At 29.1% G+C, this 22,889-nt stretch carries 25 protein-coding genes; 24 read left to right on the plus strand and 1 reads right to left on the minus strand.

Translation table 11 applies throughout. From position 1 onward, the window contains the following. The first annotated feature begins 4 nt into the window (after positions 1-4). The 10 genes from ftsY to ACQPVP_RS10010 all read left to right on the plus strand — a co-directional run bounded on the left by ftsY (position 5) and on the right by ACQPVP_RS10010 (position 7,110). A complete protein-coding gene (gene ftsY, locus ACQPVP_RS09965; RefSeq protein ID WP_430849690.1) occupies positions 5-919 on the plus strand; it encodes a signal recognition particle-docking protein FtsY in 915 nt (304 codons plus the stop codon). A gap of 281 nt (positions 920-1,200) precedes the next feature. Continuing rightward, positions 1,201-1,530, plus strand: coding sequence for a putative DNA-binding protein (locus ACQPVP_RS09970; RefSeq protein ID WP_430849571.1), 330 nt, complete (start codon positions 1,201-1,203; stop codon positions 1,528-1,530). Positions 1,531-1,549: 19 nt separating this feature from the next. After that, a complete protein-coding gene (gene ffh / locus ACQPVP_RS09975; protein WP_430849573.1) occupies positions 1,550-2,902 on the plus strand; it encodes a signal recognition particle protein in 1,353 nt (450 codons plus the stop codon). Between the two features lie 33 nt (positions 2,903-2,935). After that, the gene (gene rpsP / locus ACQPVP_RS09980; protein WP_066893821.1) at positions 2,936-3,181 is read left to right on the plus strand and encodes a 30S ribosomal protein S16; all 246 of its coding nucleotides are present in this window, start codon (positions 2,936-2,938) and stop codon (positions 3,179-3,181) included. Between the two features lie 47 nt (positions 3,182-3,228). Beyond that, positions 3,229-3,468 carry a KH domain-containing protein gene (locus ACQPVP_RS09985; protein ID WP_066893819.1) on the plus strand — a complete coding sequence of 80 codons (240 nt, stop codon included), beginning with the start codon at positions 3,229-3,231 and terminating at the stop codon, positions 3,466-3,468. 179 nt (positions 3,469-3,647) lie between these two features. After that, entirely contained in the window at positions 3,648-4,145 is a 498-nt protein-coding gene (gene rimM / locus ACQPVP_RS09990) for a ribosome maturation factor RimM (RefSeq protein WP_430849575.1), read from the plus strand. Next, a complete protein-coding gene (trmD, locus tag ACQPVP_RS09995; RefSeq protein WP_430849577.1) occupies positions 4,135-4,848 on the plus strand; it encodes a tRNA (guanosine(37)-N1)-methyltransferase TrmD in 714 nt (237 codons plus the stop codon). Before rimM ends, trmD begins: the two co-directional genes overlap by 11 nt. A 113-nt stretch (positions 4,849-4,961) precedes the next feature. Next, positions 4,962-5,312, plus strand: a complete 351-nt coding sequence (gene rplS / locus ACQPVP_RS10000; RefSeq protein WP_430841100.1) for a 50S ribosomal protein L19 — start codon at positions 4,962-4,964, stop codon at positions 5,310-5,312. A 117-nt stretch (positions 5,313-5,429) separates the two neighbouring features. Continuing rightward, positions 5,430-6,293, plus strand: a complete 864-nt coding sequence (gene ylqF, locus ACQPVP_RS10005; RefSeq protein WP_430849579.1) for a ribosome biogenesis GTPase YlqF — start codon at positions 5,430-5,432, stop codon at positions 6,291-6,293. Position 6,294: 1 nt separating this feature from the next. Beyond that, on the plus strand, positions 6,295-7,110 hold the full coding sequence (locus ACQPVP_RS10010; protein ID WP_430849581.1) for a ribonuclease HII: 816 nt from the start codon (positions 6,295-6,297) through the stop codon (positions 7,108-7,110). Position 7,111: 1 nt separating this feature from the next. Here the strand turns inward: ACQPVP_RS10010 and ACQPVP_RS10015 are convergent, their stop codons facing one another. Continuing rightward, positions 7,112-7,483 carry a YraN family protein gene (locus tag ACQPVP_RS10015; RefSeq protein WP_430849583.1) on the minus strand — a complete coding sequence of 124 codons (372 nt, stop codon included), beginning with the start codon at positions 7,481-7,483 and terminating at the stop codon, positions 7,112-7,114. A 105-nt stretch (positions 7,484-7,588) separates the two neighbouring features. Here ACQPVP_RS10015 and ACQPVP_RS10020 point away from each other — a divergent pair, with 105 nt between their 5' ends. From ACQPVP_RS10020 to ispG, 14 genes are all read left to right on the plus strand, one after another. Beyond that, entirely contained in the window at positions 7,589-9,115 is a 1,527-nt protein-coding gene (locus tag ACQPVP_RS10020; RefSeq protein WP_430849585.1) for a YifB family Mg chelatase-like AAA ATPase, read from the plus strand. A 12-nt stretch (positions 9,116-9,127) separates the two neighbouring features. Then, positions 9,128-10,168 carry a DNA-processing protein DprA gene (gene dprA, locus ACQPVP_RS10025; RefSeq protein ID WP_430849587.1) on the plus strand — a complete coding sequence of 347 codons (1,041 nt, stop codon included), beginning with the start codon at positions 9,128-9,130 and terminating at the stop codon, positions 10,166-10,168. Positions 10,169-10,210: 42 nt separating this feature from the next. Beyond that, positions 10,211-12,301, plus strand: coding sequence for a type I DNA topoisomerase (topA, locus tag ACQPVP_RS10030; RefSeq protein WP_430849589.1), 2,091 nt, complete (start codon positions 10,211-10,213; stop codon positions 12,299-12,301). A 187-nt stretch (positions 12,302-12,488) separates the two neighbouring features. After that, positions 12,489-13,265, plus strand: coding sequence for a GTP-sensing pleiotropic transcriptional regulator CodY (gene codY, locus ACQPVP_RS10035; protein WP_430849591.1), 777 nt, complete (start codon positions 12,489-12,491; stop codon positions 13,263-13,265). Between the two features lie 362 nt (positions 13,266-13,627). Further along, a complete protein-coding gene (gene rpsB, locus ACQPVP_RS10040; RefSeq protein WP_430849593.1) occupies positions 13,628-14,329 on the plus strand; it encodes a 30S ribosomal protein S2 in 702 nt (233 codons plus the stop codon). An 83-nt stretch (positions 14,330-14,412) separates the two neighbouring features. Then, entirely contained in the window at positions 14,413-15,324 is a 912-nt protein-coding gene (gene tsf / locus ACQPVP_RS10045; protein WP_430849595.1) for a translation elongation factor Ts, read from the plus strand. A 69-nt stretch (positions 15,325-15,393) separates the two neighbouring features. Then, positions 15,394-16,110, plus strand: a complete 717-nt coding sequence (gene pyrH, locus ACQPVP_RS10050; RefSeq protein ID WP_430849597.1) for a UMP kinase — start codon at positions 15,394-15,396, stop codon at positions 16,108-16,110. 9 nt (positions 16,111-16,119) lie between these two features. Beyond that, entirely contained in the window at positions 16,120-16,677 is a 558-nt protein-coding gene (frr, locus tag ACQPVP_RS10055; RefSeq protein WP_430849599.1) for a ribosome recycling factor, read from the plus strand. Positions 16,678-16,732: 55 nt separating this feature from the next. Further along, positions 16,733-17,494, plus strand: coding sequence for an isoprenyl transferase (locus ACQPVP_RS10060; RefSeq protein ID WP_430849601.1), 762 nt, complete (start codon positions 16,733-16,735; stop codon positions 17,492-17,494). A gap of 16 nt (positions 17,495-17,510) precedes the next feature. Further along, positions 17,511-18,305, plus strand: a complete 795-nt coding sequence (locus ACQPVP_RS10065; protein WP_430849603.1) for a phosphatidate cytidylyltransferase — start codon at positions 17,511-17,513, stop codon at positions 18,303-18,305. 277 nt (positions 18,306-18,582) lie between these two features. Then, on the plus strand, positions 18,583-19,539 hold the full coding sequence (locus tag ACQPVP_RS10070; RefSeq protein WP_430849605.1) for an AI-2E family transporter: 957 nt from the start codon (positions 18,583-18,585) through the stop codon (positions 19,537-19,539). A gap of 24 nt (positions 19,540-19,563) precedes the next feature. Continuing rightward, positions 19,564-20,724, plus strand: coding sequence for a 1-deoxy-D-xylulose-5-phosphate reductoisomerase (gene dxr / locus ACQPVP_RS10075; RefSeq protein WP_430849607.1), 1,161 nt, complete (start codon positions 19,564-19,566; stop codon positions 20,722-20,724). A gap of 12 nt (positions 20,725-20,736) precedes the next feature. Then, positions 20,737-21,756, plus strand: a complete 1,020-nt coding sequence (locus ACQPVP_RS10080) for a M50 family metallopeptidase (RefSeq protein ID WP_430849609.1) — start codon at positions 20,737-20,739, stop codon at positions 21,754-21,756. Positions 21,757-21,769: 13 nt separating this feature from the next. Further along, the gene (ispG, locus tag ACQPVP_RS10085; protein WP_430849611.1) at positions 21,770-22,819 is read left to right on the plus strand and encodes a flavodoxin-dependent (E)-4-hydroxy-3-methylbut-2-enyl-diphosphate synthase; all 1,050 of its coding nucleotides are present in this window, start codon (positions 21,770-21,772) and stop codon (positions 22,817-22,819) included. Positions 22,820-22,889: the final 70 nt, after the last annotated feature.

Genomic DNA, 22,889 nt, shown 5'->3' on the forward strand with positions numbered 1-22,889 from the left:
GGCTATATTCGGAAAAATATTTGATAATTTGAAATCAGGACTTTCAAAAACAAAGGATGCATTAACAGACAAAATAAATGAGACTTTAAAGTTAGCAATTACTATAGATGAGGATTTGTATGAAGAACTTGAAGAAATTTTAGTTATGTCTGATATTGGTATGGATACAACAATAGAAATAATAGATAGATTAAAGGCTAAGATTAGAAAAGAAAAAATAAATGAGCCAAGCGAAGTGTATCCAGCATTAAAAGAAGTTATAAGAGATATGTTACTTGAGGGAACAGAAGAAATATCAAATGAAGAATCAGGAAAGAAGGCTCTTCTTGTAATAGGTGTAAATGGAGTAGGTAAGACTACTTCAATAGGAAAACTTGCAGCAAAGAATAAGGCTGAAGGAAAAAGGGTTTTACTTGCAGCTGCAGATACCTTTAGAGCAGCTGCTATAGATCAACTTGAGGTTTGGAGTGATAGAGCAGGTGTAGATTTAGTGAAGCATACTGAGGGCTCTGATCCTGCAGCAGTAGTTTTTGATGCAGTTAATGCTGCAAAATCAAGGGATATAGATTTATTAATATGTGATACTGCAGGAAGACTCCATAATAAGAAAAATCTTATGGATGAATTAGCTAAGATAGGAAGAATAATAGATAGAGAATATGATGGAGTTGAAAAAGAAACATTACTAGTTTTAGATGCAACAACAGGACAAAATGCAGTAATACAAGCTAAACAGTTTATGGAGGCTTGTCCTATTGATGGCATAATATTAACTAAATTAGATGGAACTGCAAAAGGTGGAGTAGTTATATCTATAAAAAATTCTTTAAATATTCCTGTTAAATACATAGGCGTAGGAGAAGGAATAGAAGACTTACAAGAATTTGATGCAGAGAGCTTTGCAGAAGCACTGTTTTAGAATGTAGAATGTATAATGAAGAATGTAGAATTAAGGAAAAAACTCCTTTAGGAGTTTTGGATAAAGATTAAAAAAATGAAGGAATGAAAAAATAATTGAGAAATTTAGATAAAGGCTAAATTTTTGAAAATGTAATTTTATAAATGAGCTTTAGCTTATTTATTTCCTCAATTTTTAATTCTTAATTATTCATTTTCAATTTTTTTATAGGGTGTTAAGTAAAAATACTTGACAGTATAGAATTGTTTTGCTAAAATCTCTTTTGTGGGTAAGGTGATGAAATGGAAGATAGGGTTGAGATTTCATTATTAATGGATTTATATGGGCCATTATTAACGGAAAAACAGTATAAAATTATGGAACTTTATTATAACGAGGATTTATCCTTAGCTGAAATTGCTGAATTAAATAACACAAGTCGTCAAGCTATCCATGATTTAATAAAGAGATGCTATAAACAATTTCTATCCTATGAAGATAAACTTAGTTTGCTTAAGAAAAGTTTTAAGCAAGAAGAAATAATTATTAGTCTTCTTAATGAGGTAAAAGAAAAGTATTCTATTACAGAAGAAGATTATAAAAAATATAAAACTATATTAGAAGAGTTATAAGATCATAGGAGGATTTAATATGGCTTTTGAAGGTTTATCCGATAAATTACAGGAAGCTTTTAAAAAACTTAGAGGTAAAGGAAAGCTAACTGAAAAAGATATAAAAGAAGTCATGAGGGAAGTAAAGTTAGCCTTACTTGAAGCAGATGTTAACTTTAAAGTAGTTAAACAGTTTATTTCAAGAGTTAGCGAAAAATGTGTTGGAAATGAAGTTTTAGAAAGCTTAACTCCAGCTCAACAAGTTATAAAAATAGTTAACGAAGAACTTACTGAACTTATGGGTGGTAGTGAAAGTAAATTAAATTTTAACTCAGTAGGTCCAACTGTAATAATGATGGTTGGTCTGCAAGGGGCAGGTAAGACTACTATGAGTGGAAAACTTGCACTACAACTTAGAAAACAAAATAAAAAACCTCTATTAGTGGCTTGTGATATATATAGACCAGCAGCTATAAAACAATTAGAGGTAGTTGGAAAGCAAATTGATATTCCAGTTTTCCAAATGGGTGATAAAGTTAGTCCAGTTGATATTGCAAAGGCTGGTATAGTTCACGCAAGGGAAAATGGAAATAATGTGATAATAATAGATACAGCAGGTAGACTTCATATAGATGAAGCTCTTATGGATGAATTAAAGTCTATAAAAGCAGAAGTTAAGCCGCAAGAAATTTTGCTTGTTGTAGATTCTATGACAGGTCAAGATGCAGTAAATGTAGCTGAAAGTTTTAATAATACATTAGATATATCTGGTGTTATATTAACTAAACTTGATGGTGACACTAGAGGTGGTGCTGCTTTATCAATTAGACATATTACAGAAAAGCCAATTAAATATATTGGTGTAGGTGAAAAAATGAGTGACTTTGAAGTGTTCTATCCTGATAGAATGGCTTCAAGAATATTAGGTATGGGAGATGTCCTATCATTAATAGAAAAAGCTCAACAAGCCTTTGACGATAATGAAGCTAAAGAATTAAGTGCTAAAATGCTAGAAAATGATTTTACTTATGAAGATTATTTAAGTGCAATGGAGCAAATGAAAAAGCTTGGTTCTTTAAGTAAGATTATGGAAATGATACCTGGATTACCAAAAGAAGCGAAAAATATAGATTTCGATGCTGGAGAAAAAGAATTAATTAAAGTGAAATCTATAATATATTCTATGACACCTAAAGAAAGAAGAAATCCAAAGCTTATATCAGGATCATCTTCAAGAAAGAAAAGAATTGCTAAGGGATCAGGTACTTCTCTACAAGATGTTAATAAACTCATTAAGGGATTCGATATGATGAGAAAACAAATGAAACAAATGAAGTCTTTTCAAAAGAAATCTAAAAAAGGATTCTTTGGTAAATTACCTTTTATGAGTTAATATAAATTATATTTTTGAAGGAGGTGAAAAAACATGGCAGTAAAAATCAGATTAAGAAGAATGGGTGCTAAGAAAGCTCCTTTCTATAGAATAGTTGTTGCTGATTCAAGAGCACCAAGAGATGGTAGATTCATCGAAGAAATTGGATACTACAATCCTTTAACTGAACCAGCTGAAATCAAAATCAACGAAGAAAAAGCTACTAAATGGGTTCAAAATGGAGCTCAACCTACAGATGTAGTTAAGAGACTATTTACTCAAGCAGGATTAAATAAGTAATTTTTAGGAGGTGAACTCTGTAATTATATTTAATTACAGGTGTTTATATGAAGGAATTAATTGAAGGTATAGCTAAATCCCTTGTGGATAATCCAAATGAAGTTCATGTAAATGAAATACAAGGAGAGCAATCAATTATTCTGGAACTAAAGGTTGCTCCTGCAGACATGGGGAAAGTAATAGGCAAACAGGGAAGAATAGCAAAAGCTATTAGAACTGTTGTAAAAGCAGCAGCCATGAGAGAAGATAAAAAAGTAGTAGTTGAAATTATTGATAAGAAGAGTTAGGGTTATCCTAACTCTTTTTAGTTAGAAAATTATATTGGTATATTTTAATTAATAGGTTGTAATACTTCTAATGTATCTATATAATTACAATGGAAATATTAGAAATATTAATATATTTAATTTATATATTTTAAAATAATAAACTAATGTAAAAGTAATTTGTTTATAAGAGGTGCAGTATGAAAGAAATTTTAAGAGTTGGTAAAATAGTTAACACTCATGGTTTAAAAGGAGAAGTTAAGGTTATACCATTGACAGATGATCCTAAAAGGTATAATGAATTAGAATTTGTACTTATTGATGGTGTAAAAAGAAATATTGAAAACTGTAAATATCAAAAGGATAGGGTAATAGTAAAAGTTGAAGGAATAAATTCAATTGAAGAAGCTGAAAAGTATAAAAATAAATATATGGAAATCCCAAGGGAATATGCAGTTCCTTTAGAAGAAGATACTTATTATATTGCAGATATAATAGGATGTAATGTATATGACACTGAAGGAAAGAATTTAGGAGAAGTTTACGATGTAATACAAACAAAAAATAATGATGTATACTGGATTAGAAAGCCAAAGGAACTTTTAATACCAGTACTTTTAGATATAGTTAATGATATAGATGTAGAAAATAAAAAAATTGTTATAAAACCTGTGGGAGAATGGCAAGATGAAGATTAATATTCTTACATTATTTCCTGAAATGTTTGATATTTTCAATCATAGCATAATTGGTAAAGCTAAGGAAAAAGGAATTGTAGAAATTAAAGCTATAAATATTAGAGATTTTACATTAAATAAACATAAAAAAGTAGATGACTATCCTTATGGTGGAGGAGCTGGCATGGTTATGACACCACAGCCACTTGTGGATTCTATAAGATATTGTAAAAAAGAGAACAAGGGAAAGGTAGTATTCTTAGGTCCAAGAGGAAAGACATTTAATCAAGAAATGGCTAAGCAATTATCAGAGGAAGAAGAACTTATTTTTGTATGTGGGCATTATGAAGGCATAGACGAAAGAGTATATAAACATATAGATTTAGAAGTTTCATTAGGAGATTTTATATTAACTGGAGGAGAAATGGCTGCAATTCCAGTAATAGACTCTATTTTAAGGTTAAAAAGTGGAGTTTTAGGAAAAAAGGAAAGCTATGAGGATGAATCTTTTTCAGATGGATTGCTTGAGTATCCTCAATATACTAGACCTGAAGAATTTGAAGGAGATAAGGTTCCAGAAGTATTGCTTTCAGGGCATCATGAAAATATAAGAAAATGGAGAAGAGCAAAATCTTTGATTCTTACAAAGAAAAGAAGAAGAGATTTATATAATAAAATTATTTTAACAAAAGAGGATAAAAAAATTCTAGAAAAATGTAAATAAATTATTGAACAATAAGAATAATTATGTTAGAATTACCTTTGTGTTAGTACGGGCGCTCCTCTGTCAAGAATTTGTTAAGAACGTCTAATAAAAATTTAAGGAGGGACTACACAATGAACGAAATAATAAGAGCTATTGAAGCAGAACAATTAAGAAATGATCTACCAAACTTCAACGTAGGAGATACTGTTAAAGTTTATGTTAAGATCAAAGAAGGATCAAGAGAAAGAATCCAAATGTTTGAAGGAACAGTTATTAAGAAGCAAAACGGTGGATTAAGAGAAACTTTCACTGTAAGAAGAGTTGCTTACGGAACTGGAGTAGAAAGAACTTTCCCAATGAACTCTCCAATCATTGATAGAATGGAAGTTGTAAGAAAAGGTAAAGTTAGAAGAGCTAAGTTATTCTACTTAAGAGATAGAGTAGGTAAGGCTGCTAAAGTTAAAGAATTAAACGTTAGATAATATCTAATGATTAAGTAAGGGACTTTTATAAGTCCCTTTTTCTTTTTTATAAAATAAGATTTATATAATCAAATTTTGATATAATAATAATAAAAGTTTAGTACGGAGGAAATGAAAATGGGTAAAATAAATTGGTTTCCAGGTCATATGAAAAAAACTCAAAGAGAGATAAAAGAAAATTTAAAGCTAGTAGATGCAGTAATAGAAATTAGAGATGCAAGAATACCAAGAAGTTCTGCTAATCCTGACATAGATAAGCTATGTGAAGGTAAACCTAGAATAATACTTTTGAATAAAAGTGATTTATCAGAAAATAAAGCTACTAAAATGTGGATTAATCATTTATCTTCTGATAATGTTAAAGTTTTAGAAGTGAATTGCTTAACTGGTAAAGGATTAAATCAAATTAAGCCTACTTTAGATATATTATTAAAGGAAAAACATGATAGATTAAAAGCTAAGGGATTAGTAAAAATTCAAATGAGAGTTATGGTAGTTGGAATACCTAATGTAGGAAAGTCTACATTTATAAATAAAATGGCAAAAAATAATATTGCAAAAACAGGGGATAGACCTGGGGTTACTAAAAGTAAACAATGGATTAAAACTAAAATGGATATTGAAATGCTTGATACACCTGGGGTATTATGGCCTAAATTTGAAGATGATAGAACTGCTCTTAATTTAGCATTTACAGGTGCTATAAAAGATGAAATTATGGATATAGAAGAACTTTCTTATAACTTAGTGAAGAGATTACAAGAACATTATAAAAATAATATTATTGAAAGATATAAAATATCAGATATCAATGAAGATCCACTAGAAACTTTAAATAGTATTGCTAGAAAAAGAGGTTGCTTAGTTAAGGGGGGAGATATAGATTATAATAGAATTGCAGTAATCTTACTAGATGAATTTAGAGGTGGTAAGATAGGAAATATTTCATTAGAATATCCAAATGAAGAAGTTGAGGAGTAATATGGAAATATTAAATAAAGATATAGAAGCTTTAAGTTATAAGGAAATCAAAGGTTTTGTAGATGATATAAATATAATTGAAGAAAAATATAATGCAGAGCTTGTGTATTTAATTGATAAATTGGCTTTAGATAAAAGAAAGAATGTTAAATCTTTAAGCGAAAGGCTTAAAAAAGAAATAGATAAAATAAAGAAGGAAGTTGAAAGAGTAAAAAAAATGTATAATTTTGATAAAGGTTTTGGAAATTATACATATGTAGCTGGAGTAGACGAGGTAGGAAGAGGACCTTTAGCAGGACCTATAGTAGCTTGTGCTGTTATTTTAGATTTAAATTTAATTGAAGATGACTTTATTCTTTGGCTTAATGATTCAAAAAAACTCTCTGAAAAGAAAAGAGAGGAGCTAGCTAAGGAAATCAAAGATAAAGCCTTAGCCTATTATATTGCAGAAAGATCAAATACTGAAATTGATGAAAAGGGAATAGCCTACTGTAATAATGATATTTTCTTAGAGGCGTGTAATTCAATGAGTATAAAACCAGATTTAGTTTTATCAGATGGATATTTAGTTAAAGGAATAAATATAGAAAATAAATCAGTTATTAAAGGAGATGCAAAATCAGCATCTATTGCAGCAGCATCTATTTTAGCTAAGGTTTATAGAGATAACTTAATGAAGGAGTATTCAAAAGAATTTCCTCATTATAGTTTTGAAGAAAATGCTGGTTACGGGACAACAAAGCATATAGAGGGGCTAAAGACTTTTGGACCTTGTAAAATACATAGAATGTCATTTTTAAAAAATATATTAGAATAAATTAATATGCTCTAAAGGCATCCTCTATATGGTTTATAGTATATAATTCATTATTGTTATTAAAATAAATTTCTATAACATCAAATCTACAATTATAATTTAATAATTTATATTTAAATAAAAAGTATTTTGATATATTTATAATTTGTTTTTGTTTATAGTAGGTAACAGCTTCACCAGGAGTACCAAAGTGATAGCTGTACCTACTTTTTACTTCTATAAAAACTATAATATCTTTAGATTTACATATTATATCAATTTCACCATTTGAAGTTCTAAAATTTTTAAAAATAAGAGAGTAATTATTTCTTTTTAGATAGTTTAAAGCCAAATCTTCTCCATAGGAGCCTATATCTTTATTAAATTTCTTCATAATATCACCTATTAAGAATATTGACCTAAATATTATAAAAAATTCATGAAAATAATGTTTAACAAATGTTTTTTATTGTCAATAATCTTTAAAGAGGTGAGTGATTTGTCAATAGAAATTATAAGTGCAACACATAACGGACTAGATGGAATACTTGTAAGTGTTGAAGTAGATATAAACAAAGGAATGCCAAGTTTTAGCATAGTGGGACTACCAGATGCATCAGTAAAAGAATCAAAAGAAAGAGTAAGATCAGCAATAGTAAATAGTGGTTATGAATTTCCATTAGGAAGGATAACAATTAATTTAGCACCTGCAGATATAAGAAAAATAGGATCGTTATTAGATTTACCAATAGCTTTAGGTATACTTATGAAATCAAATCAAATAGCACAAAGAAATTTAAATGATTTTATTATTTTGGGAGAGCTTTCTTTAGCAGGAGATTTAAAAGAAATAAAGGGAATACTACCTATCATTTTTGAAGGAGAAAATAATAAAAAAAATAATTTTATATTTCCGTTAAATAATTTAAATGAGCTTAGATATTTTAATATAGGTAATTTTTATCCTTTTAAAACTTTAAATGAGGTGATTTCCTTTATTGATAATAAAGATTTATTACCTTATATTTTTGAAGATGAAAAGAAAATTGAAAGAAAAGACTATTTTGATTATGGGGAGATAGTAGGACAGAGAGCATCTAAAAGAGTAATGGAAATATCAGCAGCAGGTAAGCATAATGTTTTATTATATGGATCACCGGGATCAGGAAAAACTATGCTTGCTAAGGCTATGCCATCTATTATGCCTCCTTTAAATCATTATGAAGAAATGGAAATAGCAAAGATATATAGTGCTTCTGGATTGCTTTCTGGAAAAGATGGAATATTTAGACCTTTTAGAAACCCTCATCATACTATAACGAGAACTGCTTTAGCTGGAGGAGGAAAGGAGATAAAGGTTGGAGAAATAACTTTAGCTCACAATGGGGTATTGTTTTTAGATGAAATTTTAGAATTTAAAAGAGATGTATTAGAAGTTTTAAGAGAGCCTTTAGAGGAAAAAGTTATAAATATTAACAGATTAAATGGGACATATAAGCTACCAAGTAACTTCTTGCTTATAGCAGCATGTAATCTATGCCCCTGTGGACTTTATCTAGGAGGTGGCATTGGAGATGGAAAATGTGTTTGTAGCGAAAATGAAAGAAAAAGATATATGGGGAGATTATCTAGAGCTTTGTTAGATAGAATAGATTTATTAAATTATGTGCCTAGATTAAAATATGAAGATATAAGTAAGAGTTCTGATAATTTAACTTCTGAAAAAATGAAGGAAAATATACTTAAAGCAAGAGAAATACAAAATTTTAGATATAAGAATAAAAAATATAATTACAATTCAGAGGTTAAGGGAAAAGATATAGAAATTTTATTTAAAATATCAAGTTCTGCTAAGAATTTATTAGGAACTTATTATGAAAAATTTGATTTAACTATGCGGGGATACGATAAAATTTTAAAAGTGTCAAGAACTATAGCAGATTTAGATAGTAGTGAAGAAGTATGCGAATATCATATTTTTGAGGCTTTAGGATATAGGAAAAATATAGAAGGGGAAATTGTTTAAAGGGGAATTAAAATGAGAAAAGATGAGATTTGGTTTATTCTATTAAATTTAACTAATGTAAAGAAAGTTAATTTGCTTAAGAAATATAAAAATGAAGAAACTATTAGAAAAAATAAGAATAATATAAAAGAGTTTAAAAAGAAAGCTTTAGATGAAATTACTGAAGAAAAAATTGAGAACTTTAGTAATTACATAAATAATAATAGTATTGGATATATTACAATTAAATCAAAGCAGTATCCAGAAGATTTAAATCACGGAGATGATCCACCATATGTATTATTTTATAAAGGGAACTTAGACTTACTAAAAGGAGATTTAGCTGCTATAATAGGTGCAAGAAAGTGCACAATCTATGGTGCAGAAATTGCAAAAATTATAGGAAAAGAATTAAGTGAGAATAACATAACGGTAGTGAGTGGTTTAGCAGCTGGAATAGATTCTATAGCTCAAAAAAGTGCTATAAATTTTAAAGGAAAGACAATAGGTGTTCTAGGCTGTGGGATAGATGTAGTTTATCCTAAGAGCAATAAATATTTATATGAAGGAATACTTAAATCTGGAGGACTTATAATATCTGAATATTTGCCTAATACACCACCATTTGCTTATAATTTTCCAAGGAGAAATAGAATAATAAGTGGAATAAGTAAAAAGTTAGTTATAATAGAAGCTACAGATAAAAGTGGAAGTTTAATTACTGTGAACTATGCTTTAAATTTAGGAAGAGATATTATGGCAATACCAGGACCTGTTATAAATGGGAATAGTGAAGGATGTAATAAATTAATTAGAGATGGGGCAACACCTTTTACTGAAATGAAGGATTTATATGATTTTTTTAATATAAGAAAAGAAAATGATATAAAAAAAGTAAAAAATAGCTATAAATCTATGCTTTTAGGGGCAATAAATAGTGAACCTAAGCATATAGATGATATTATGAAATCTGTAAATGTTGACAGAAAGGTATTATTTGAGTTATTATTTGAAATGCAAAATAGAAATGAAATTATTTGTCTTCCAGGCAATTATTATGCTAAATCAATATGAATTAAAGGGGGTGTAAACTCCAAACAATATGGAGTTTGATATATGGGACAAAATCTTGTAATAGTAGAATCGCCTGCAAAGGCTAAGACTATAGGAAAGTATCTTGGTAAGAATTATACAGTAGAAGCATCTATGGGACATATAAGAGATTTGCCGAAAAGTACATTAGGCGTTGATATAGAAGATAATTTTAATCCTAAATATATAACTATTAGGGGAAAAGGTGATTTAATTGCTAAATTAAAAAAAGCAGCTAAAAAGGCGGATAAAGTATATCTTGCAACGGACCCTGACCGTGAAGGAGAAGCTATATCATGGCATTTAGCCAATATTTTAAAAATACCAGAAGATAAAAAATGTAGAATAGTTTTTAATGAAATAACAAAAACTGCAGTAAAATCATCTATTAAAGAAGCAAGGCAAATAAATAATAATTTAGTAGATGCACAGCAAGCAAGAAGGATTTTAGATAGACTTGTTGGATATGAAATAAGTCCGATTTTATGGAAAAATGTTAAATGGGGATTAAGTGCTGGGAGAGTTCAATCAGCTGCTTTAAAACTTATTTGTGATAGAGAAGAAGAAATAAAAAAGTTTGAACCTAAAGAATACTGGACTGTTGATTGTATAGCAACTAAAGATAGAAAAAAATTTCCAATTAAATTAATTCAATATAAAGGAAAGAAAATTGAGATAAGTACTAAGGTAGAAACAGAAAAAATTATAGAAGAACTTAAAAATGATAAGTTTATAGTTAGTAAAGTAAAAAAAGGAACTAAGGTAAAAAATCCACTACCTCCTTTTACTACTAGTACACTTCAACAAGAAGCATCAAAAAAGTTAAATTTTATGACAAAAAGAACAATGTCTATTGCTCAGGTTTTATATGAAGGCGTAGAAGTAAAGGGACATGGAACAGTTGGTCTAATTACTTATATGAGAACAGATTCAGTTAGAATTTCAGATGAAGCTCAAGAAAGAGCTTTAGATTTTATAAATTCTAACTTTGGAAAAGAATATGCTCCAAGTAAGCCTAGAGTATATAAAGGTAAGAAAAATATTCAAGATGCTCATGAAGCTATCAGACCTTCAGTAATTGAAATAACTCCAGAAATTGCAAAAAATTCACTAACTTCAGAGCAATATAAGTTATATTCATTAATTTGGAATAGATTTATGGCAAGCCAAATGGCTTCTTGTGAATTAAATACTAATAGTATTGAAATAATGAACGGAGATTATAAATTTAAAGCAACTGGATCTAGAATAAAGTTTGATGGATTTATGAAGCTTTATGAATATTTAACAGAAGAGGACACAGAAGATGTTTCTTTACCAGAATTAAATGAAAATGATGAATTAAGTAAGGTAAATATAGATGGTAAACAGCATTTCACCCAACCACCAGCAAGATATACTGAAGCTTCTTTTGTTAAATTGCTAGAAGAAAAGGGAATAGGAAGGCCAAGTACCTACGTTCCAACAATTTCTGTTTTATTAAGTAGAGACTACGTAAACAGAGAAAAGAAGAATTTGTTTCCAACTGAACTAGGGTTTATTGTAAATAATATTATGAGTGAATATTTTGAGCAAATAGTAGATGTAGAATTTACAGCTGATATGGAAAGGAACTTAGACTGTATTGAAGAAGGTCAAGAAGAATGGAAAAAAGTAGTGGGTGAGTTCTTTAGTCCATTGAAAATTGCTTTAGAAAAAGCTGAAAAAGAAATATCTAAGGTGGTTATAGAGGATGAAGTAAGCGATGTACCTTGTGATAAGTGTGGTAGAATGATGGTTATTAAGCATGGAAGATATGGAAAGTTTTTAGCATGTCCTGGTTATCCTGAATGTAAGAATGCAAAGCCTATTGTGGAAGAAATTGAAGCACCATGTCCTAAATGCGGAGGAAAGGTATTAGCTAAAAAAAGTAAAAAAGGTAAGAAGTTCTTTGGATGTGCTAATTATCCATCATGTGATTTTGTAAGTTGGAATGAACCATTAAAAGATAAATGTCCAGATTGTGGATCTTATATGGTGTTAAAATATAGTAAAACTAAAGGAAATTATGCCCAATGTTCAGATTCAAATTGTAATAAAGTTATTAACATAGTTAAGGGAAATAATGAAGAATAAAAAAAGAAAATGGTTACACTTTAAAAAATGAATAATTTTTTAAAGTAATGTCGAAAATACAAAGAAATTTGTTGAAAATAGAAACTTCCTATGATAGTATAAATAAGTAATAAAGACGTTTTTGGAAAATTTATATAATTTTAAATTTTCTAAAAATTTAACGGAGTATTCGTAGGAGGAAGAATTGATGTCATCATTATTAAATAAAACTAGAATGTTAAACAAGATATTACAAAAGTCTGGAACAGACCCAGTAGCTTTTGAAGATATATGTGAATTGTTAAGTGATGTTTTATCCTGTAATGTATATGTAACAAGTAGAAAGGGTAAAGTGCTTGGTTATACATTTTCTAAAAATTTTGAATGTGATATAATGAAAAAGCAAGTGGTAGATGAAAAGAGATTCCCAAAAGAGTATAATGAAAGTTTGTTGAATATCCATGAAACTATGGCTAATTTATCTAATAAAGGATTATGTGTTTTTGAAGATGAAGGAAACTGCATAATGGAAAATAAAATAACTACTATAGTACCTATAATAGGTAATAGAGAGAGATTAGGTACTTTAATACTTGCAAGATTTGGAGAAAACTTTACAGATGAAGATTTAATTCTTGCTGAATATAGTGCAACTATAGTTGGATTAGAAATATTAAGAGCTAAGCAAGTAGAAATTGAAGAAGAAGCTAGAAAGAAAGCAGTAGTTCAATTAGCAATTGGAACTTTATCTTATTCAGAGCTTGAGGCTGTTGAACATATTTTTGGAGAGTTAGAAGGAAATGAAGGATTATTAGTTGCTTCAAAGATAGCAGATAAGGTTGGAATAACAAGAAGTGTTATTGTAAATGCATTAAGAAAGTTTGAAAGTGCAGGGGTAATAGAATCTAGATCTCTTGGTATGAAGGGAACTCATATTAAGATTTTAAATGAAAAATTACTAGATGAATTAAAAAAGATAAATTAACATAAAATAAAGGCGTTAAGTTACTTAAGTAATTTAACGCTTTTTTATAAAAATATTTTCTTTTTTATTATCTTAGAAATTATAAGTAGGTTATCCTTTGAATAATTTTTTATAATTTCTGTCCATAAGCTTTGAAGTGCTTATATTAATTCTGTGATGCTTTGGGGATTGCAACAGAATAAGTGAAATTAATAGAAGTACTTTTTTATTAAGATTTAAATTAAAAAAATGTTGATACTATAATAAGCTTATGTTATACTAACAAAGGTAAGAAATACACACATTATCCAATTTATAAAGACGGTGCCTAAAAAGGAAGCTTTATAAGAAGGTAATGGAGGAAATAACCAGGAGGTAGAAAAATGGCAGTTATATCAATGAAACAATTATTAGAAGCAGGTGTACACTTTGGACACCAAACAAGAAGATGGAACCCTAAGATGGCTCCTTATATATTCACAGAAAGAAATGGAATATATATAATAGATCTTCAAAAGACTGTTAAAAAAGTAGATGAAGCTTACGATTTCATTAAAGAAGTTGCAGCAGAAGGAAAAGATATCTTATTTGTTGGTACTAAGAAGCAAGCTCAAGAAGCTATCGAAGAAGAAGCAATAAGATCAAACATGCACTTCGTTAACAATAGATGGTTAGGTGGTATGTTAACAAACTTCAAAACTATCAGAACTAGAATTAACAGATTAGAAGCTTTAAAGACTATGGAAGAGGATGGAACTTTTGAAGTTTTACCTAAGAAAGAAGTTATTAAGTTAAAAGGCGAAATGGAAAAGCTAGAAAAGAATTTAGGTGGAATTAAGAACTTAGATGCTAGCAACATTGGAGCTATATTCGTTGTTGATCCTAGAAAAGAAAAGAATGCTATATCAGAAGCTAAGATTTTAGGAATTCCAGTAGTAGGTATAGTAGATACTAACTGTGATCCAGAAGAAGTAGATTACGTAATTCCAGGTAACGATGATGCAATAAGAGCTGTTAAATTAATAACTGCAAAAATTGCTGACGGTATAATCGAAGGAAGACAAGGCGAACAATTAGCTGAATAATAAAATAAAAGGTAGGTGAGAGTTCTCATTTACCTTTTAACCTAAATAATAAGGTTTACAATAAGTTGGGAGGAATTAACATTATGATAACTGCTCAATCAGTTAAAGAATTAAGAGAAAAAACTGGCGCAGGAATGATGGACTGCAAAAAGGCTTTAACAGAAGCTCAAGGAGATATGGAAAAAGCCGTTGAAATATTAAGAGAAAAGGGTCTTGCTGCAGCTGCTAAGAAAGCAGGAAGAGTTGCTGCAGAAGGTATAGTAAAAACTTACATATCAGAAGATAGCAAATCAGCTGGTATAGTTGAACTAAACTGTGAAACTGACTTCGTTGCTGCTAATGAAGAATTTGTAAATTTTGCTACTAGATTAGCTGAAATGGCTTCTGTTAGCTCAGCTACAACTGTAGAAGAATTCGTAACTGAAAAGTACGATGCTAATAGTACAGTTTCTGAAGCACTTACTGCTTTAATAGCTAAGTTAGGTGAAAACATGACTGTAAGAAGATTTGAAAAATTCAATGTAGCTAATGGAGTGGTTGAAAGCTATATCCACGGTGGCGGAAGAATAGGTGTTGTAGTTGAATTAAACTGTGAAGCTGATAATGTTGCCGTATTAAAGGAAGTTGCTAAAGATGTTTGTATGCAAGTAGCTGCTGCTAACCCAGCATTTTTAAGCAGAGAAGATGTAGATGCAGAAGCTTTAGAAAAAGAAAAAGAAATCTACAGAGTTCAAGCTTTAAATGAAGGAAAACCAGAAAACATTGTAGAAAAAATGGTAATGGGAAGAATTCAAAAATACTACAAAGAAGTATGTCTTTTAGATCAAGCTTGGGTAAAAGATGGGGATAAGAGCATAAGCAAATATCTTCAAGAAAAATCAAAAGAAGTTGGTTCTCCTATAACTATAAATAAGTTTGTAAGATTCGAAAGAGGAGAAGGTATCGAAAAGGTAGAAGATAACTTCGCTGAAGAAGTAGCTAAGATGAGTAAGTAATACAAAGGAGAACACATATTGTGTTCTCTTTTTTTAGGAAACAACCTAATATATATGGAGGTACTAAGAATGGAAAAGAGTCAATATAAAAGAGTTATACTTAAGGTTTCTGGTGAAGCTTTAGCAGGAGTAAATGGATTTGGATTCGATTTTGATATAATAAAAAGAATTACATTAGAAGTTAAAGATTTAGTAGATATGGGTGTAGAAGTTGGGCTAGTAGTAGGCGGAGGAAATATTTGGAGAGGTAGAAGTGGCGAAGGTATGGATAGATCACAAGCTGATCATATGGGAATGCTAGCTACTTGTATAAATGCTTTAGCACTACAAGATTCACTTGAACAACATGGTGTAATGACTAGAGTTCAAACTGCTATAGAGATGAAAGAAATAGCAGAACCGTTTATAAGAAGAAGAGCTGTTAGACATTTAGAAAAGGGAAGAGTAGTGATATTTGCAGCAGGTACAGGAAACCCATATTTCTCAACTGATACTACAGCAGCTTTAAGAGCAGCAGAAATTGAAGCAGATGTAATACTTCTAGCTAAGAAAGTTGATGGAGTTTACGATAAAGATCCATATAAATACCCAGATGCTAAAAAATATGATACACTTACTTATATAGAAGTTCTTGAACAAGGACTACAAGTTATGGATTCAACAGCAACATCTTTATGTATGGATAATAATATTCCAATCTTAGTATTTGGATTAGAAGAACCGGGAAATATAAAAAGAGCTATTTCTGGTGAAGAAATAGGAACTTTAGTTTCATCTAAAAAATAGGAGGTTATTATGATTAAGGATATTATTATAAAAGCAGAAGAAAAAATGAAAAAAACTATTTCAGTATTAAAATCTGATCTTTCAACTTTAAGAGCTGGTAGGGCCAACCCAACAATGTTAGATAGAATTAAAGTTGATTATTATGGAAGTCCATGTCCATTAAGCCAAGTAGCTAATATATCAGCACCAGAGCCAAGAGTGTTAGTAATTTCACCTTGGGAAAAAAGTTTAATTAAAGAAATTGAAAAAGCAATCTTAGTTTCAGATTTAGGTATTAATCCATCTAATGATGGTAGTGTAATTAGATTAGTAGTACCAGAATTAACAGAAGAAACTAGAAAAAATTTAGTTAAAGTTGTTAGAAAGACTGGAGAAGAAGCAAAAGTTGCCTTAAGATCTATAAGAAGAGAAGCTAATGATAAGGTTAAGGCTCTTAAAAAAGATGGTGATATAACTGAAGATGAACTTAAGAATTCTGAAGATAAAGTTCAAAAAATAATAGATACTTACGTTAAAGAAGTAGATACTTTAGTTGCGGCAAAAGAAAAAGAGATTATGTCAATTTAAAACCTGCAATTCAGCAGGTTTTTTCCATATAGAATGATGGAGGTAACATAAAATTATGTTAGATGTTTTTAAAACTAGTAAAAATAAAAATGAAGAAAAAGAAATAGTTTTAGATAAAGATAATATACCTAAGCATATTGCAATTATAATGGATGGAAATGGAAGATGGGCTAAGAAGAGAAAGCTTCCAAGAACTGTTGGGCATAAAGCAGGTGTAGAAACAATTAGAAGAGTTATAAAGGAAGCACATGTTTTAGGGGTTAAATTTTTAACTCTTTATGCATTTTCAACTGAAAATTGGAAAAGACCTGATGATGAAGTTTCTGCTTTGATGAAGCTATTGGTTGAATATCTAAGAAGTGAATTAGCTGAATTAAACAGAAATGGTGTAGTTATTAAAATATTAGGTGATATAACTAAACTTCCAATAGATGCTCAAAAAGAAGTTTCAAATGCTATCGAAATAACTAAAAATAATACTGGAGTAGTATTAAATATAGCATTTAATTATGGTGGAAGAGATGAGATAATTAGAGCAGTAAAATTGGTATCGAAAGAAGTTGAAGATGGAAATATAAATATTAGTGATATAAATGAAGGATTATTTGAAAAATATTTATATACTTCTAATATACCAGATCCAGATTTGATTATTAGACCATCAGGTGAACAAAGGATTAGTAACTTCTTATTATGGCAATGTGCATATTCAGAGTTTTGGTATTCTAATGTTTGTTGGCCTGACTTTAAAGAAGAACACTTAAGAAAGGCTATATATGATTATCAACATAGGGATAGAAGATATGGCGGAGTATAGTATTTGAGGTGGAGAAATGAAATTAAATAATAGATATATAGGAGCAGCTATGATTGCACCATTTATACTGTTTATATTACTAGGAGGTATGTGGCTTAAGGCATTTACTATAGTTTTATCAGTATGTGGATTATATGAGTTTTATAAGGCTTTAAAAGAAAAGAAGTTTAATCCAATTCCTATAATGGGATATCTACTTCTAATTATATTTTATTTAACTGGAAATAATTTTGAATATATAATGTACATAGTTGTATTAGCAACTATAGTTTTATTAGTAATACCAGTAATTAACTTAAAGTATACTTTTATAGACTCTGCAATTACCTTATTAGGATTTTTATATGTAGGAATTTTGTTTAGCTTTATTCCTTTAGTAAATAATAAGGCTTCAGGAGAATTCCTAGTTTGGCTTATATTTATTGGATCTTGGGTATGTGATACTGCTGCATATTATTCAGGAAAATATTTAGGAAAGAAAAAATTATGCCCAGAAGTTAGTCCTAAAAAAACTATTGCAGGTTCAATAGGAGGTTTATTAGGTAGCACTATTGGTTGTGGAATATTTGGAATTATAGTTGCCCCATATGTTCTGGAAGTTCAAATAATTCATTTCTTTTTAATAGGAGCTTTATGCGGAATAATGGGTCAATTTGGAGATCTAGTTGCATCATCTATAAAAAGATATGTTGGTATTAAGGATTATAGTAATTTAATACCAGGTCATGGTGGAATTTTAGATAGATTCGACTCAATTTTATTTAATTCGGCTGTAGTATTTTACTATTTAACTTTTATTATAGGAATTTAATATTTAATATTTATGAGAAGTAAAGGTAAGGAGTTAGTTTGAACTAGCTCCTTATTATTTTTATATTTTAGGAATTAATAAGGAGATTAACCTTATTAATAAATTTTTATCTTTATTTTGTATCAGTAAATTTGTTGTGTTAGAGAGGCTTTATCCTTGTGTCGGAGCAACTAATATAACATATTTACTTCTTTTTTATATTAATTACTGTAAAAGTCATGTATTATAAAAAACTTTAATATAATCTATAGTATGAAATTATAGGAGGAATAGTGCCATGAAATTTTATAATACATATAGCAAAATAATAAATTTAATAATTACATTTATTATAGTTTCAGTTATAACTATAATAATTAAGAATTATTTTAAATCTTTTTTTGTAGTATTGGTTATGGTATTTACAACACATCCCATATACAAAGTTATATTAAAATGTAATTTTCCAAAATCAATTAGTGCTATTATAAGCATATTATTAATAAATTTAGTATTATTTGTAATAGTTTTTTACTTTGGAAATAGAATACTTGAATTATTTTATAAATTTTATAGAAATAATAGAATGGATTTAGATACTTTTATAAATAGCATTAAAGTGCTATTAAATTTAGATATAAATAAAACATTAGAAAATTTAAGTAGATTTTTAAATAGTAATATGATAATGCAAGGTGCTATTTTAACGGGAGAAGGTGTTATTTCTTACTTATTAGCTAATATTATTAATTATTTTATATTAACAGATAAAGATAAAATCTACGATTTATTAAATCATTTATTACCGCCTAAAATTATAGTGAACTTTTTTGAAAAAATGAAAAATTTAAAGGAAGTTTTTAAGATAGAACTTAGATTGATATTTTTAAGTGCTTTTATAATAACATTTGGGTTTAAAATTTTAGGAATACATAATAGTTTGTTTTTAGGAAGCTTATGTGCTATTTTAGATATACTTCCTTTTGTAGGAACAACAATTGTTTTTCTACCTATAATAATATACAATATTATAATAAAGAGATATTTATTAGTAATAGGATTAATTTCATTGTACATTTTGGAAAGATTTATTAGAGAAATTTTAGAAGCAAAATTTTTAAGTAGTAAGCTTGAAATTCATCCATTAATTGTAATAATATCTATTTATATAGGGGTAAATATGTTTGGATTTATTGGTATAATAGCAGGTCCAATTTATAGTATAATTGCAAAGGATATGATTTACAGTAGTTAAATCAAAAGAAACTAGGAGGCAAATATGAAAAACATTTCAATTTTAGGGGCCACAGGCTCAATAGGTACTCAAACCTTAGATGTAATTAGAAATTCTAATAATGAAATTAAACTAATAGGTATTAGTGCTAATTCATCTGTAAATAAAATAATAGAGATAATAGAGGAATTTAGTCCTAAATACGTAGCTATGATGGATGAAAAAAGTGCTAAAGATATTTTGAAATATTGTACATCAAATAACCTTAATATAAATGTCTATTCAGGTATAGAGGGATTAGAGAAAATTGCTACATTAAGTGAGATAGATATGGTTGTAACATCAGTTGTTGGAATGATAGGCTTAAGACCAACTATTAAAGCAATTGAAGCTAAAAAGGATATAGCATTGGCTAATAAGGAGACTTTAGTAGTTGCTGGTGAATTAGTTATGGAAAAAGCTAAGAAAATGGGAGTAAATATTTTACCTGTTGATTCAGAACATAGTGCTATATTCCAAGCTTTAAATGGATATACTGAAAAAGATATAAAGAAGATAATATTAACAGCTTCTGGAGGACCTTTTAGAGGAAAGGACATTGAATATTTAAAAAATGTTACTGTAGAAGATGCCTTAAAGCATCCAAAATGGAATATGGGTAAAAAAATATCTATAGATTCAGCTACGCTTATGAATAAAGGATTGGAAGTTATAGAAGCTCATTTTTTATTTAATTGTCCATATGAAGATATTGAGGTAGTAGTACATCCTCAAAGTATAATCCATTCAATGGTAGAATACAAAGATGCAAGTGTTATAGCTCAATTAGGATCAACAGATATGAAATTGCCAATACAATATGCAATTAATAAAAAAGAAAGAAAAGATGCTGTTGCAAAAAGACTAAACTTTTATGAAGTTGAAAGTTTAACTTTTGAAAAACCAGATTTAGATACATTTAGATGTTTAAAGCTTGCATATAAGGTTGGAATTGAAGGTGGGTTAGCTCCATGTATATTAAATGGTGCTAATGAAGAAGCTGTAGCCTTGTTATTAGAAAGAAAAATAAAATTTATAAATATACCAGAAATAATAGAGGAAGCACTAAAAGTATTTAAAGATGAAAAAGGAAAGAAGGTTACTTTAGATAACGTAATTGAATTGGATGGTAAGGTTAGAGAATATATAAGGGCAAGATGGAGTTAGGAGGAAGTTATATTGTATATAGTTTACGCATTATTGGGTTTTAGTTTACTTATAATAGTTCACGAACTTGGACATTTTATAATGGCAAAGGTTAATGGAATAAGGGTTGAAGAGTTTGCAATAGGTATGGGTCCTAAAATTTTTTCTGTTGATGGAAAAGAAACTAAATATTCAATAGGTTTGTTTCCAATTGGCGGATATGTTAAAATGATGGGGGAAGATGAAGAAGTTCAGGATGAAAGAAGTTTTTCTTCTAAATCGCCTATTAGAAGAATAAGTGTAATTATAGCAGGCGCTTTTATGAATTTTTTACTTGCTATAATTATATTTACAGTATTTTTAAATAAATTTGGTTATAGTTTGCCTAAAGTAGCGAGTTTGATAGAAAATATGCCTGCTGTAGAGGCTGGATTGCAAGAAGGCGATGAATTCTTAAAAGTTAATGGTAGTAAGGTGTTTTCAGCAGATGATTTAACCATAGGAATAAACTTAGCTAAGGATGAACCAATTACATTTTTAGTTAGAAGAGATGGGGAGAATACGGAAATTGTCGTTACTCCGAAGTTAGTAGAGGAGAATGGAAGCGAAAGATATATGATTGGATTTGGATTTGAAAGAGTGGATAATCCAGGGATAGTTCAGAGTTTTAAACAAAGCTTCAAAGAAACGATAGCAGTAGTTAATCAAACTTATAAAAGTCTTAAAATGATGGTTACTGGTAAAGTTAATTTTAAAACGGATGTAGGGGGTCCTGTTTCTATTATTAGAATGTCCGGTGAAGCTGCAAAAAATGGTATATGGAATCTTATGTACTTTATAGCATTTATAAGTATTAATTTAGCTGTATTTAATATGTTACCATTCCCAGCTTTAGATGGTGGATGGACAGTAATATTATTAATTGAGCTAATTACAAAAAGAAAAGTTCCAGATAGAATAGTTGGTGCAATGAATTATGTGGGAATTATGCTTTTGTTTGGACTTATGATTTTAGTAACTATAAAGGACATATTGTTCCCTATACAGCTATAGGAGAGGTAATAAAATGGAAAGAAAGAAAACAAGAAAAGTTAAGGTTGGAAGTTGTTATGTAGGTGGTGATTCACCTGTATCTATACAATCGATGACAAATACAGATACTAGAGATGTTGATGCAACTTTAGCTCAAATTAATACTTTATATGAGGCTGGTTGTGAAATTATAAGATGTGCTGTTCCTGATATGAAAGCGGCAGAAGCCTTAAAAGGAATATGTGATAAATCACCAATACCTGTGGTTGCAGATATACACTTTGATTACAAGTTAGCATTAGCTGCGATTGAAAATGGAGTATCAGCTTTGAGAATTAATCCTGGTAATATAGGAAGTACTGAAAAGGTAAAAATCGTAGTGGAAGCTGCAAAAAATAAAAATATTCCAATTAGAATTGGAGTTAATTCAGGCTCATTAGAAAAGGATATATTAGAGAGAGATGGAAAGCCAACTGCAAAGGGATTGGTTGAGTCTGCTTTAAAGCATGTTAGAATTTTAGAAGAGTTAGATTTTTATGATATAGTTGTATCTATTAAATCTTCAGATGTAACTATGATGATAGATGCCTATAGATTAATGAGCGAAAGTTGTAATTATCCTTTACATTTAGGAGTAACTGAATCTGGGACTCCATTTAGAGGAACAATAAAATCAAGTATTGGACTTGGAACTCTTTTAGCAGAAGGAATTGGAGATACTATAAGAGTTTCTTTAACTAGTGACCCAATTGAAGAGATAAAAGTTGCTAAGGAAATCCTAAAGGCATTAAATTTAAGAAAAAGTGGATTACAATTTGTTTCTTGTCCTACTTGTGGAAGGACACAAATAAATTTAATAAAAATAGCTCAAGAAGTTGAAAAAAGATTAGAAAATATAAATAAAGATATTAAGGTTGCTGTAATGGGATGTGCAGTAAATGGTCCTGGAGAAGCTAGAGAAGCTGATATTGGAATAGCTGGAGGAAGAGGCGAAGGCTTAATATTTAAAAAAGGTGTTATAGTTAGAAAAGTAAAGGAAGAAGAATTAATTGAAGAATTAATGAAAGAAATAGAAAATATGTAATGGAATTGATTGACAATGAATAATGAAATGTTAAGGTGATATAATGCTTAATAGTCATTTTACATTGTCA

The organism is Clostridium nigeriense (assembly GCF_050585265.1).
In the GTDB taxonomy this organism is placed as follows: domain Bacteria; phylum Bacillota; class Clostridia; order Clostridiales; family Clostridiaceae; genus Clostridium; species Clostridium nigeriense_B.

Bases quoted from the DNA above. Each gene is read 5' to 3' on its own strand.
- ffh (WP_430849573.1), top strand. From the start codon at position 1,550: ATGGCTTTTGAAGGTTTATCCGATAAATTACAGGAAGCTTTTAAAAAA.
- ACQPVP_RS10065 (WP_430849603.1), top strand. From the start codon at position 17,511: ATGAAATTAAATAATAGATATATAGGAGCAGCTATGATTGCACCATTT.
- codY (WP_430849591.1), top strand. From the start codon at position 12,489: ATGTCATCATTATTAAATAAAACTAGAATGTTAAACAAGATATTACAA.
- dxr (WP_430849607.1), top strand. From the start codon at position 19,564: ATGAAAAACATTTCAATTTTAGGGGCCACAGGCTCAATAGGTACTCAA.
- dprA (WP_430849587.1), top strand. From the start codon at position 9,128: ATGAGAAAAGATGAGATTTGGTTTATTCTATTAAATTTAACTAATGTA.
- trmD (WP_430849577.1), top strand. From the start codon at position 4,135: ATGAAGATTAATATTCTTACATTATTTCCTGAAATGTTTGATATTTTC.
- rpsB (WP_430849593.1), top strand. From the start codon at position 13,628: ATGGCAGTTATATCAATGAAACAATTATTAGAAGCAGGTGTACACTTT.
- ACQPVP_RS09985 (WP_066893819.1), top strand. From the start codon at position 3,229: ATGAAGGAATTAATTGAAGGTATAGCTAAATCCCTTGTGGATAATCCA.
- rimM (WP_430849575.1), top strand. From the start codon at position 3,648: ATGAAAGAAATTTTAAGAGTTGGTAAAATAGTTAACACTCATGGTTTA.
- rplS (WP_430841100.1), top strand. From the start codon at position 4,962: ATGAACGAAATAATAAGAGCTATTGAAGCAGAACAATTAAGAAATGAT.
- ylqF (WP_430849579.1), top strand. From the start codon at position 5,430: ATGGGTAAAATAAATTGGTTTCCAGGTCATATGAAAAAAACTCAAAGA.
- pyrH (WP_430849597.1), top strand. From the start codon at position 15,394: ATGGAAAAGAGTCAATATAAAAGAGTTATACTTAAGGTTTCTGGTGAA.
- ispG (WP_430849611.1), top strand. From the start codon at position 21,770: ATGGAAAGAAAGAAAACAAGAAAAGTTAAGGTTGGAAGTTGTTATGTA.
- tsf (WP_430849595.1), top strand. From the start codon at position 14,413: ATGATAACTGCTCAATCAGTTAAAGAATTAAGAGAAAAAACTGGCGCA.
- ACQPVP_RS10010 (WP_430849581.1), top strand. From the start codon at position 6,295: ATGGAAATATTAAATAAAGATATAGAAGCTTTAAGTTATAAGGAAATC.
- frr (WP_430849599.1), top strand. From the start codon at position 16,120: ATGATTAAGGATATTATTATAAAAGCAGAAGAAAAAATGAAAAAAACT.
- ACQPVP_RS10015 (WP_430849583.1), bottom strand. From the start codon at position 7,483: ATGAAGAAATTTAATAAAGATATAGGCTCCTATGGAGAAGATTTGGCT.
- ACQPVP_RS09970 (WP_430849571.1), top strand. From the start codon at position 1,201: ATGGAAGATAGGGTTGAGATTTCATTATTAATGGATTTATATGGGCCA.
- rpsP (WP_066893821.1), top strand. From the start codon at position 2,936: ATGGCAGTAAAAATCAGATTAAGAAGAATGGGTGCTAAGAAAGCTCCT.
- ACQPVP_RS10060 (WP_430849601.1), top strand. From the start codon at position 16,733: ATGTTAGATGTTTTTAAAACTAGTAAAAATAAAAATGAAGAAAAAGAA.
- topA (WP_430849589.1), top strand. From the start codon at position 10,211: ATGGGACAAAATCTTGTAATAGTAGAATCGCCTGCAAAGGCTAAGACT.
- ACQPVP_RS10070 (WP_430849605.1), top strand. From the start codon at position 18,583: ATGAAATTTTATAATACATATAGCAAAATAATAAATTTAATAATTACA.